The organism is Streptomyces sp. NPDC096040 (assembly GCF_040303265.1).
In the GTDB taxonomy this organism is placed as follows: Bacteria; Actinomycetota; Actinomycetes; order Streptomycetales; family Streptomycetaceae; genus Streptomyces.
Genome location: NZ_JBEOTA010000072.1, coordinates 1 through 11,291, shown reverse-complemented (window position 1 = coordinate 11,291; position 11,291 = coordinate 1). Strand labels below are relative to the sequence as shown.

Genomic DNA, 11,291 nt, shown 5'->3' with positions numbered 1-11,291 from the left:
CCGGCGGGCTGCCGGACAGCGCCAAGCTGCTGCTGAGCGACAACCCCTCGCAGTTCCAACCGGGCCGCCGGTCACTGGGCGGTCAGGCCGCCGTTGCGCTCGTTCGGCTCCAGGTCGAACTCCCCGTCCCGCGCGCCCAGCACGAAGGCCCGCCACTCCGCCTCCGTGTACCGCAGCACGGTGTCCGGGTCGAGCGACGACCGCATGGCCACGGCGCCCTCGGGCAGGTAGGCGATCTCGACCCGCTCCTCGTCCTGCTCGGTGCCGGGCGCGCAGTGCCACTCGACGCCCGAGATGTCGAGCGCGTAGAGCTCGTCCCGTTCCCGCTCCTTGCGCGCCTTCATCTCCTCAGCCGTCTCGCTCATACCGCGGCGACCCCTTTCCGACGACGTACGTACGCTGTGACGGTCACACTACTGGCGGTCGCACGGTCCTCGGCTGTCTCGTCCTTTCCTGTACGTCCCCAGGACAAAGACGCCCATCGGCACTGGTACCCTGGACGACGGCCGTTCGTGTACGCACCCCCGGAGTCCCCCGTGGACCCCTGAGGCCGCGCCCAACGGATCCCCGCCTCCCGAGTTGTGGAAGCTCCCCCGCGATGAAGACCGGGGGCACTCGGTGGGCTCTCACAGACTATGAGGAGTACGCGTGTCGCTCGACGCCGCAGTGAAGAAGCAGATCATCTCCGAGTTCGGTACCAAGGAGGGTGACACCGGCTCCCCCGAGGTCCAGGTCGCTCTGCTGTCCCGTCGGATCTCCGACCTGACGGAGCACCTCAAGACCCACAAGCACGACCACCACTCCCGTCGTGGTCTGCTGATCCTGGTCGGTCAGCGCCGTCGCCTCCTGCAGTACCTGGCGAAGAAGGACATCCAGCGCTTCCGTGCGCTGGTCGACCGCCTGGGCATCCGCCGCGGTGCGGCGGGCGCCAAGTAGGACGCCGTGAAGGGAGCGGTTCCCGGAGACACCCGGGGCCGCTCCCTTTGCCGTACGTGCGGAAACGTGCGGAGTGTCACTCACGCTTTGTAGTGTGGTAGCACAACGCAATACGCACGACACAGAACGACGTACGACTCAGAACACCGACGTACGACCCAGAACGAGGAGAAGCGCACCTAAGCCGCCGCCGGTCCTCGGTAGTGGCCCCCGGGGGAAAGCGAGCCCCGGGTGCTTCGATCGAAGACCGGCCCGCACAGCACGGCGCGCTTCTCCGTAACCGTCCCCCGGCCACACGGGCCGAGTGGGACGAAAGACGACAAGTAACGGAGAAAACGCTAGTGGAGAACGAGACCCACTACGCCGAGGCCGTCATCGACAACGGCACCTTCGGCACCCGCACCATCCGCTTCGAGACGGGCCGCCTGGCCAAGCAGGCCGCCGGCTCCGCCGTGGCGTACCTGGACGACGACACCATGGTGCTGTCGGCCACCACCGCCTCCAAGAACCCCAAGGACCAGCTCGACTTCTTCCCCCTCACGGTGGACGTCGAGGAGCGCATGTACGCGGCCGGGAAGATCCCCGGCTCCTTCTTCCGCCGTGAGGGCCGGCCGAGCGAGGACGCGATCCTCACCTGCCGCCTGATCGACCGCCCGCTGCGCCCGTCCTTCAAGAAGGGCCTGCGCAACGAGATCCAGGTCGTCGCCACGATCATGGCGCTCAACCCCGACCACCTGTACGACGTCGTGGCGATCAACGCCGCGTCCGCGTCCACCCAGCTGGCCGGTCTGCCCTTCTCCGGCCCGATCGGCGGCGTCCGCGTCGCGCTGATCAACGGCCAGTGGGTCGCGTTCCCGACGCACACCGAGCTCGAGGACGCCGTCTTCGACATGGTGGTCGCCGGCCGCGTCCTGGAGGACGGCGACGTCGCGATCATGATGGTCGAGGCCGAGGCCACCGAGAAGACCATCCAGCTGGTCCAGGGCGGCGCCGAGGCGCCGACCGAGGAGGTCGTCGCCTCCGGTCTTGACGCCGCGAAGCCCTTCATCAAGGTGCTCTGCAAGGCCCAGGCCGACCTCGCCGCGAAGGCCGCCAAGCCGACCGGCGAGTTCCCGATCTTCCTCGACTACCAGGACGACATCCTGGAGGCGCTGTCCGCCGCCGTCCGCCCGGAGCTCGCCGCCGCGCTGACCATCGCCGGCAAGCAGGAGCGCGAGGCAGAGCTGGACCGCGTCAAGGGTCTGGCCGCCGAGAAGCTGCTCCCGGAGTTCGAGGGCCGCGAGAAGGAGATCTCCGCCGCGTACCGCTCGCTCACCAAGCAGCTGGTCCGCGAGCGCGTGATCAAGGAGAAGAAGCGCATCGACGGCCGCGGTGTCACCGACATCCGCACCCTGGCCGCCGAGGTCGAGGCCATCCCGCGCGTGCACGGTTCCGCGGTGTTCGAGCGTGGCGAGACCCAGATCCTGGGCGTCACCACCCTCAACATGCTCCGGATGGAGCAGCAGCTGGACACCCTCTCCCCGGTGACCCGCAAGCGCTACATGCACAACTACAACTTCCCGCCGTACTCCACCGGCGAGACCGGCCGCGTCGGCTCCCCGAAGCGCCGCGAGATCGGCCACGGCGCCCTCGCCGAGCGCGCCCTCGTCCCGGTCCTGCCGAGCCGCGAGGAGTTCCCCTACGCGATCCGTCAGGTCTCCGAGGCGCTGAGCTCCAACGGCTCGACGTCCATGGGCTCGGTCTGCGCCTCCACCATGTCGCTGCTGAACGCCGGTGTGCCGCTGAAGGCCCCGGTCGCCGGTATCGCCATGGGTCTGATCTCCCAGGAGATCGACGGCGAGACGCACTACGTCAGCCTCACCGACATCCTCGGTGCGGAGGACGCCTTCGGTGACATGGACTTCAAGGTCGCCGGCACCAAGGAGTTCGTGACCGCGCTCCAGCTCGACACCAAGCTGGACGGCATCCCGGCCTCGGTCCTGGCCGCCGCCCTCAAGCAGGCCCGGGACGCCCGCCTCCACATCCTCGACGTGATGATGGAAGCGATCGACAAGCCGGACGAGATGTCCCCGAACGCGCCGCGGATCATCACCGTGAAGATCCCGGTCGACAAGATCGGCGAGGTCATCGGCCCCAAGGGCAAGATGATCAACCAGATCCAGGAGGACACCGGCGCCGAGATCACGATCGAGGACGACGGCACCATCTACATCGGTGCCTCCGACGGCCCGGCCGCCGAGGCCGCCCGCGCCACGATCAACAGCATCGCCAACCCGACGATGCCCGAGGTCGGCGAGCGCTACCTGGGCACGGTCGTGAAGACGACCACCTTCGGCGCGTTCGTCTCCCTGCTGCCCGGCAAGGACGGTCTGCTGCACATCTCGCAGATCCGCAAGCTGGCCGGCGGCAAGCGCGTGGAGAACGTCGAGGACGTCCTCGGTGTGGGCCACAAGGTCCAGGTCGAGATCGCCGAGATCGACTCCCGCGGCAAGCTCTCCCTGATCCCCGTGATCGAGGGCGAGGCCGAGTCCGACAGCGGCTCCGCCGCGGGCGCAGCCGAAGACACGAAGGACGACACCGACCAGTGACGTCGAGCAGCTCTACGACGACGGCCCGCACCTCCTCGGAGGCGCGGGCCGTCGCCCGTACCCAAACCCTGATCAAGGGCGAGAACGGCATCGGCACGGTACGCAAGACCACCCTCCCCGGCGGCCTGCGCATCGTCACCGAGACGCTGCCCTCGGTGCGCTCCGCGACCTTCGGCATCTGGGCCCACGTCGGCTCCCGCGACGAGACCCCGGCCCTGAACGGCGCCACGCACTACCTGGAGCACCTGCTCTTCAAGGGCACCACTCGCCGCTCCGCCCTGGACATCTCCTCCGCCGTCGACGCTGTCGGCGGCGAGATGAACGCGTTCACGGCGAAGGAGTACACGTGCTACTACGCGCGCGTGCTCGACACCGACCTGCCGCTCGCCATAGACGTCGTCTGCGACATGCTGACCGGCTCGCTCATCCTCGAAGAGGACGTCAACGTCGAGCGGGGCGCGATCCTCGAAGAGATCGCCATGACCGAGGACGACCCGGGCGACTGTGTGCACGACCTGTTCGCGCACACCATGTTCGGCGACAACGCCCTCGGCCGCCCGGTCCTCGGCACGGTCGACACGGTCAACGCCCTCACGGCCGACCGCATCCGCCGCTTCTACAAGAAGCACTACGACCCCACCCACCTGGTGGTCGCGGCCGCCGGCAACATCGACCACAACAAGGTCGTACGACAGGTCCGCGCGGCCTTCGAGAAGGGCGGCGCCTTCCGGGCCGCCGAGGCGGCACCCATCGGCCCGCGCGACGGCAGCCGCACCATCCGCACCGCCGGACGCGTCGAACTCCTCGGCCGCAAGACCGAACAGGCCCATGTCGTCCTCGGCATGCCCGGTCTGGCCCGCACCGACGACCGCCGCTGGGCGCTCGGCGTGCTCAACACCGCCCTCGGCGGCGGCATGTCCTCCCGGCTCTTCCAGGAGGTCCGCGAGAAGCGCGGCCTGGCCTACAGCGTCTACTCCTACACCTCGGGCTTCGCCGACTGCGGCCTCTTCGGTGTGTACGCCGGCTGCCGGCCCTCCCAGGTGCATGACGTCCTCAAGATCTGCCGGGACGAACTGGACCAGGTCGCCGAGCACGGCCTGCCCGACGAGGAGATCGGCCGTGCCATCGGCCAGCTCCAGGGCTCCACGGTGCTGGGCCTGGAGGACACCGGCGCGCTGATGAACCGTATCGGCAAGAGCGAGCTGTGCTGGGGCGAGCAGATGTCCGTCGACGACATGCTGGCCCGGATAGCCGCGGTGACCCCGGACGACGTCCGTTCCGTCGCCCGCGACATCCTGGGACAGCGCCCCTCGCTGTCGGTCATCGGCCCGCTCAAGGACAAACAGGCCGCACGCCTGCACGACGCCGTCGCCTGACACACCACCGGTAAGGAACGAAGAAGATGAGCAAGCTGCGCGTGGCGGTCCTCGGTGCCAACGGCCGTATCGGGTCCGAGGCGGTCAAGGCGGTCGAGGCCGCCCAGGACATGGAGCTGGTCGCCGCCCTCGGCCGGGGCGACAAGCTGGAGGCGCTGGCCGAGTCCGGCGCCCAGGTCGCGGTCGAACTGACCACCCCCGCCTCGGTGATGGGCAACCTCGACTTCTGCGTACGCCACGGAATCCACGCCGTCGTCGGTACCACCGGCTGGACCGACGAGCGCCTCGCGCAGCTGACGGGCTGGCTGGACCAGTCCCCGGAGACCGGTGTGCTCATCGCCCCGAACTTCTCCATCGGCGCCGTGCTGACGATGAAGTTCGCGCAGATCGCCGCGCCCTACTTCGAGTCGGTGGAGGTCGTCGAGCTCCACCACCCGAACAAGGTCGACGCCCCCTCCGGCACCGCCACCCGCACCGCCCAGCTCATCGCCGAGGCCCGCCGCTCGGCCGGCACCGCCCCGGCACCGGACGCCACGGTGACCGCCCTGGACGGTGCCCGCGGCGCCGACGTCGATGGGATCCCCGTCCACGCCGTCCGTCTCCGCGGCCTCCTGGCCCACCAGGAGGTCCTGCTGGGCGGCGAGGGCGAGACCCTGACCATCCGCCACGACTCCCTCCACCACAGCAGCTTCATGCCGGGCATCCTGCTCGGCGCCCGCCGCGTGGTCACCGCTCCGGGCCTGACCTTCGGTCTGGAAAACTTCCTGGACCTGGGCTGACCGGGGGCCTGCATACATGCGCGCGAAGCTCTCCTACGCCCTCACGGCCGCCGTCCTCGTCTTCTACTTCGTCCTGGTCGGCAGCCGGGGCGTGATGCTCATCCAGACCGGCACGGTCCTCACCGTCACCTTCGGGGTGGCGGTGCTGATCCTGCCGGTCATCGGGCTGTGGTTCCTGTGGAAGAACACCCAGTTCGTCCGCAGAGCCAACGCCCTCGCGGCCGAGCTCGACGCCGAGGGCGGCCTGCCCGTGGACGAACTGAAGCGCACGCCCGGCGGCCGCATCGACCGGGACTCCGCGGACGAGGTCTTCGCCAAGCGCAAGGCCGAGACGGAGGCCGCCCCCGACGACTGGCGCAGCTGGTTCCGGCTCGCCGTCGCCTACCACGACGCCCGCGACACCCCGCGCGCCCGCAAGGCGATGCAGCGCGCCATCGCCCTGCACGACGGCAGGCCGGTGGAGGCGTGAGCGCGGCCCACATGCGCAGCAGGGGCCGGTCCGCACCCACGCGGACCGGCCCCTGATACGTGTCGCTTGACGGCGCTCAGTCGCGCCGGTACTCCGCCGCCCACGCCTCCACCGCGTCCGCCGCACGGTCGAAGGCCGACGCCCGGCCCAGGAAGTCCATCCCGTGCGTGGTCAGCAACGGATCCGTGTCCTCCGGCGACCGGTCCTTGCGTACGAGCGTCAGCGCCTGACCCTGCACCGTGCGCGGCAGCCCGAGCCAGCGGACCGGCTGCTGCGCGGTGCGCACCGAGACGACCCGCTTCCAGGGCACCGTCCGTGTGTACAGCAGCCCGATCTGGCGCACCCCGCGCGCGCTCACCCACACGCCCATGCGCAGTATCCGCAGCGCGGCGGCGATGATCAGCAGTGCGATGCCGAGGACCGCCCCGGCGGAGGACAGCGAGCCGGTCAGGGCCAGCGCGACCGCCGCGAACAGCACGAACGAGGCGAGCAGCAGCCACAGGGCGGACCCGCCCACCCGCCACGGCCCGGGCCGGTAGGGGCGCCGCCAGCGGTCCCGGTCGTCGAACGGCAGGGCGTTGTCGAGTGCCGCGTCATAGGGGTGGTCGGCCGTCAGGAAGGGCAGGGGCACGGTTGGTCCTCACTCAATCCATGCATGGGCTGTGCCCGGTGAGGCTATCCGCCCGTGTCCCCGCTCACCACTCACGGGGGGCCGGAAGAGTCAGTGCCCCTGAGAGGCCTGTGACTGCTGGGTCTGTGTGTCGGACGGCGTGGACAGCGCCGGCATGCCCAGTACCAGCGAGCCCACCATGCCGGCGACGATGGTCAGCCCGAGCAGCCATCGCCCGGCTATCTGACTCACGGACGACCGCTGACGGGGCGGGGGAGTGACATTGCTGCGGAACCTGTCGGCTTCGGCGAGGAAGGCGAACGGGACGGGTTCACGCCGACGGAACATGGTGAGTACTTCCTCCTGTGCGGTTGGTGCGGAATGCTCTCAGGGGTACAGACGAGCGAACCGTCGAAAGGGTGCCCAGTTTCGACAGGTTCACAGACTTTCGCCGGTGAATGTCACGCACGCCCGTGATCTCTGGACTCACCAGCCCCGTAGAGTGGGCGCCGCTCCAAAGACGTGATGGGGAAGGACCCTCTGCACCGTGACCGATAGCTCCGCCGACGAACTCAAGATCCTCACTCGCAGCGACATCTCAGTTGAGCTCGTCAAGCACAGCGCTGCCGACTCCGACGTGCTGTGGGCCGCCCGAGTCTCCACCGCCGGCGAGCAGTCCCTGGACGAACTGAAGAAGGACCCGGAGCGCTCCAAGGGCCTGATCAACTACCTGATGCGGGACCGGCACGGCAGCCCCTTCGAGCACAACTCGATGACGTTCTTCATCAGCGCCCCGATCTTCGTCTTCCGTGAGTTCATGCGTCACCGCGTGGGCTGGTCGTACAACGAGGAGAGCGGCCGCTACCGCGAGCTCCAGCCCGTCTTCTACGTCCCCGACGAGTCCCGCAAGCTCGTCCAGGAGGGCCGCCCCGGCAAGTACGTCTTCGTCGAGGGCACCCAGGCCCAGCAGGAGCTGGTCGGCCGGGTGATGGAGGACTCCTACCGGCAGGCGTACGAGGCCTACCAGGAGATGCTCGCCGCCGGTGTCGCCCGTGAGGTGGCCCGGGCGGTGCTGCCCGTCGGGCTCTTCTCCTCGATGTACGCCACCTGCAACGCCCGCTCGCTGATGCACTTCCTCGGCCTGCGCACCCAGCACGAGCTGGCCAAGGTGCCGTCCTTCCCGCAGCGGGAGATCGAGATGGTCGGCGAGAAGATGGAGGCGGAGTGGGCCAAGCTCATGCCGCTCACCCACGCAGCCTTCAACGCCAACGGCCGTGTAGCGCCGTAGGTCGGCTGTTTTGTCATGCGCCGTGTCGTGCATCTTGTCGTGCTCAGCACAGATGTACGGATCAGCCTGGCGAAGTGTCCGTATTGCGGCATTTAGTGAAGTTCATCTAGCCTGATCAAACGGACCCGGCACTGCTTGAACCCCCGAGCAGGCAGTGCCGGGCTCCGCATTTTGTCCGGACTTTCCCCGCACCCCAAGGGCAGACCGCGCCGTGAGCACCGAGTAGCGTGTAACCCATGGCTCCGACCTCCACTCCGCAGACCCCCTTCGGGCGGGTCCTCACCGCCATGGTCACGCCCTTCACGGCGGACGGCGCACTCGACCTCGACGGCGCGCAGCGGCTCGCCGGCCACCTGGTGAACGCAGGCAACGACGGCCTGATCATCAATGGCACCACCGGCGAGTCCCCCACCACCAGCGATGCGGAGAAATCGGATCTCGTACGAGCCGTAGTGGAGGCGGTCGGAGACCGCGCCCACGTCGTGGCCGGCGTCGGCACCAACGACACCCACCACAGCATCGAGCTGGCCCGCCAGGCCGAGCGCGACGGCGCCCACGGCCTGCTGCTCGTCACGCCGTACTACAACAAGCCCCCGCAGGAGGGCCTGTACCGGCACTTCACGACCGTCGCCGACGCGACCGGGCTACCCGTCATGCTCTACGACATCCCCGGCCGCAGCGGCGTCCCGATCAACACCGAGACGTTCGTTCGCCTGGCCGAGCACCCGAGGATCGTCGCCAACAAGGACGCCAAGGGCGACCTCGGCCGCGCGAGCTGGGCCATCGCGCAGTCCGGCCTCGCCTGGTACTCCGGCGACGACATGCTCAACCTGCCGCTGCTCTCCGTGGGCGCTGTCGGCTTCGTCTCGGTCGTCGGCCATGTGGTCACCCCGGACCTCAGGGCCCTCGTCGAGGCCTTCACCTCCGGTGACGTTCAGAAGGCCACGGAGATCCACCAGAAGCTGCTCCCGGTCTACACCGGCATGTTCCGCACCCAGGGTGTGATGACGACCAAGGCCGCCCTGTCCCTCCAAGGGTTGCCCGCCGGGCCCCTGCGCGCCCCCATGGTCGAATGTTCGGCCGAGGAGATCGCCCAGCTCAAGATCGATCTTGCTGCCGGCGGGGTACAGCTCTGACAACAGACTTCGCGCGGACGTCCGCGTAGCAAGGCTTAACAACTGAATAAGGCGGGACACCGGTGCCCGCATCCCACAACGACAACTGCTTATGCACGAACGTCACGCACGCCACGTGCCCGACCGGTACGTGGCGTGCGTGGTGAGGAGAGTCTTTTGAGTCATCCGCATCCTGAACTCGGCCCGCCGCCCCAGCTCCCCGAAGGCGCCCTGCGCGTTACCCCGCTCGGCGGGCTCGGCGAGATCGGCCGAAACATGACCGTCTTCGAGTACGGCGGCCGTCTGCTGATCGTCGACTGCGGAGTGCTCTTCCCCGAGGAGGAGCAGCCCGGAATCGACCTGATCCTGCCGGACTTCACGTCCGTCCGGGACCGCCTCGACGACATCGAGGGCATCGTCCTCACCCACGGCCACGAAGACCACATCGGCGGTGTCCCCTTCCTGCTCCGCGAGAAGCCGGACATCCCGCTCATCGGCTCCAAGCTGACCCTCGCCCTCATCGAGGCGAAGCTCCAGGAGCACCGCATCCGCCCGTACACGCTGGAAGTGGCGGAGGGCCAGCGCGAGCGCATCGGCCCCTTCGACTGCGAGTTCGTCGCCGTCAACCACTCCATCCCGGACGCCCTGGCCGTGGCCATCCGCACCCCGGCCGGCATGGCGGTGCACACCGGCGACTTCAAGATGGACCAGCTCCCGCTGGACAACCGTCTGACGGATCTGCACGCGTTCGCACGGCTGAGCGAGGAAGGCATCGATCTTCTTCTGGCCGACTCGACGAACGCCGAGGTTCCGGGCTTCGTCCCGCCCGAGCGCGACATCTCGAACGTCCTGCGCCAGGTCTTCGCCGGAGCCGGCAAGCGGATCATCGTGGCGAGCTTCGCCAGCCATGTCCACCGCATCCAGCAGATTCTGGACGCGGCCCACGAGTACGGCCGCCGGGTCGCCTTCGTCGGCCGCTCCATGGTCCGCAACATGGGCATCGCGCGGGACCTGGGCTACCTCAAGGTCCCGCCGGGCCTCGTCGTCGACGTCAAGACGCTCGACGACCTCCCGGACAGCCAGGTGGTCCTGGTCTGCACGGGTTCCCAGGGCGAACCGATGGCCGCCCTGTCCCGGATGGCCAACCGTGACCACCAGATCCGCATCGTCGACGGCGATACGGTCATCCTGGCGTCCTCCCTCATCCCCGGAAACGAGAACGCGGTCTACCGCGTCATCAACGGCCTGACCCGCTGGGGCGCCAACGTCGTCCACAAGGGCAACGCCAAGGTGCATGTTTCCGGCCATGCCTCCGCCGGCGAGTTGCTGTACTTCTACAACATCTGCCGACCGAAGAACCTCATGCCGGTCCACGGCGAATGGCGCCATCTGCGTGCCAACGCCGAGCTCGGCGCCCTGACGGGCATCCCGCACGACCGCATCGTCATCGCCGAGGACGGCGTGGTCGTCGACCTCGTCGAGGGCAAGGCCAAGATCTCCGGCAAGGTCCAGGCGGGCTATGTGTACGTCGACGGTCTCTCCGTCGGCGATGTCGGCGAACCGGCATTGAAGGACCGCAAGATCCTCGGTGACGAGGGCATCATCTCGGTCTTCGTCGTGGTCGACTCCACCACCGGCAAGATCACGGGCGGTCCGCATATCCAGGCGCGTGGCTCCGGCATCGACGACTCGGCGTTCTCGGCCGTCGTCCCGAAGATCTCGGAGGTCCTGGAACGCTCGGCCCAGGACGGGGTCGTGGAGCCCCACCAGCTGCAGCAACTCATCCGCCGGACCCTCGGCAAGTGGGTCTCGGACACGTATCGCCGCAGGCCGATGATCCTCCCGGTCGTCGTGGAGGTCTGAGCCGCGTACGACTGAACCAGGAGCGGGGCGCCTCGATTTGCATCGAGGCGCCCCGCTCCAGTAGGTTTACGGCTCCGCCCAGCCGGGAACCCCAGTGCTTCAGGACTGGATCCGGTTACCCCGGACCGGGTGGAAATTCCGACTCAGAACTTCTGATAAAGTCGGAGCCGCCGGAAAGGGAAACGCGAGAGCGGGAACCTGGAAAGCACCGAGGAAATCGGATCGGAAAACGGTCTGATAGAGTCGGAAACGCAAGACCGAAGGGAA

Annotated in this window: 11 protein-coding genes; 8 read left to right on the top strand and 3 right to left on the bottom strand. The window is 68.5% G+C overall.

The window, feature by feature from the left end:
- Window positions 1-71: 71 nt before the first annotated feature.
- Window positions 72-365, bottom strand: coding sequence for a DUF397 domain-containing protein (locus ABTY98_RS41650; protein ID WP_352226385.1), 294 nt, complete (start codon window positions 363-365; stop codon window positions 72-74).
- A gap of 283 nt (window positions 366-648) precedes the next feature.
- Here ABTY98_RS41650 and rpsO point away from each other — a divergent pair, with 283 nt between their 5' ends.
- The 5 genes from rpsO (at window position 649) to ABTY98_RS41625 (ending at window position 6,148) form a co-directional block, all read left to right on the top strand.
- Window positions 649-936, top strand: coding sequence for a 30S ribosomal protein S15 (rpsO, locus tag ABTY98_RS41645; RefSeq protein WP_004924725.1), 288 nt, complete (start codon window positions 649-651; stop codon window positions 934-936).
- A 341-nt stretch (window positions 937-1,277) separates the two neighbouring features.
- Window positions 1,278-3,524: a polyribonucleotide nucleotidyltransferase gene (locus ABTY98_RS41640; RefSeq protein WP_352226384.1), complete on the top strand. Its 2,247-nt coding sequence runs from the start codon at window positions 1,278-1,280 to the stop codon at window positions 3,522-3,524.
- Window positions 3,521-4,900 (top strand): M16 family metallopeptidase, encoded by a 1,380-nt coding sequence (locus tag ABTY98_RS41635; protein ID WP_352226383.1) that lies wholly within the window; start codon window positions 3,521-3,523, stop codon window positions 4,898-4,900. The genes ABTY98_RS41640 and ABTY98_RS41635 overlap by 4 nt, the downstream gene beginning before the upstream one ends.
- A 26-nt stretch (window positions 4,901-4,926) precedes the next feature.
- A complete protein-coding gene (dapB, locus tag ABTY98_RS41630; protein WP_352226382.1) occupies window positions 4,927-5,679 on the top strand; it encodes a 4-hydroxy-tetrahydrodipicolinate reductase in 753 nt (250 codons plus the stop codon).
- Window positions 5,680-5,695: 16 nt separating this feature from the next.
- On the top strand, window positions 5,696-6,148 hold the full coding sequence (locus tag ABTY98_RS41625) for a tetratricopeptide repeat protein (RefSeq protein ID WP_351713881.1): 453 nt from the start codon (window positions 5,696-5,698) through the stop codon (window positions 6,146-6,148).
- 76 nt (window positions 6,149-6,224) lie between these two features.
- On the opposite strand, the gene ABTY98_RS41620 is transcribed toward ABTY98_RS41625, so the two are convergent.
- Together ABTY98_RS41620 and ABTY98_RS41615 are read right to left on the bottom strand one after the other, a co-directional pair.
- The gene (locus ABTY98_RS41620) at window positions 6,225-6,779 is read right to left on the bottom strand and encodes an SCO5741 family PH domain-containing membrane protein (protein WP_352226381.1); all 555 of its coding nucleotides are present in this window, start codon (window positions 6,777-6,779) and stop codon (window positions 6,225-6,227) included.
- A 90-nt stretch (window positions 6,780-6,869) separates the two neighbouring features.
- Complete coding sequence (locus ABTY98_RS41615; protein WP_352226380.1) at window positions 6,870-7,106, bottom strand: hypothetical protein; 237 nt, start codon at window positions 7,104-7,106, stop codon at window positions 6,870-6,872.
- A 199-nt stretch (window positions 7,107-7,305) separates the two neighbouring features.
- On the opposite strand from ABTY98_RS41615, the gene thyX reads away from it, so the two are divergent.
- The 3 genes from thyX to ABTY98_RS41600 all read left to right on the top strand — a co-directional run bounded on the left by thyX (window position 7,306) and on the right by ABTY98_RS41600 (window position 11,024).
- The gene (gene thyX, locus ABTY98_RS41610) at window positions 7,306-8,046 is read left to right on the top strand and encodes an FAD-dependent thymidylate synthase (RefSeq protein WP_352226379.1); all 741 of its coding nucleotides are present in this window, start codon (window positions 7,306-7,308) and stop codon (window positions 8,044-8,046) included.
- Window positions 8,047-8,282: 236 nt separating this feature from the next.
- Entirely contained in the window at window positions 8,283-9,182 is a 900-nt protein-coding gene (gene dapA / locus ABTY98_RS41605; RefSeq protein ID WP_352226378.1) for a 4-hydroxy-tetrahydrodipicolinate synthase, read from the top strand.
- 156 nt (window positions 9,183-9,338) lie between these two features.
- Window positions 9,339-11,024, top strand: a complete 1,686-nt coding sequence (locus ABTY98_RS41600; RefSeq protein WP_352226377.1) for a ribonuclease J — start codon at window positions 9,339-9,341, stop codon at window positions 11,022-11,024.
- The last annotated feature ends 267 nt before the right edge of the window (window positions 11,025-11,291 follow it).

Bases quoted from the DNA above. Each gene is read 5' to 3' on its own strand.
- ABTY98_RS41650 (WP_352226385.1), bottom strand. From the start codon at position 365: ATGAGCGAGACGGCTGAGGAGATGAAGGCGCGCAAGGAGCGGGAACGG.
- dapB (WP_352226382.1), top strand. From the start codon at position 4,927: ATGAGCAAGCTGCGCGTGGCGGTCCTCGGTGCCAACGGCCGTATCGGG.
- ABTY98_RS41625 (WP_351713881.1), top strand. From the start codon at position 5,696: ATGCGCGCGAAGCTCTCCTACGCCCTCACGGCCGCCGTCCTCGTCTTC.
- ABTY98_RS41615 (WP_352226380.1), bottom strand. From the start codon at position 7,106: ATGTTCCGTCGGCGTGAACCCGTCCCGTTCGCCTTCCTCGCCGAAGCC.
- dapA (WP_352226378.1), top strand. From the start codon at position 8,283: ATGGCTCCGACCTCCACTCCGCAGACCCCCTTCGGGCGGGTCCTCACC.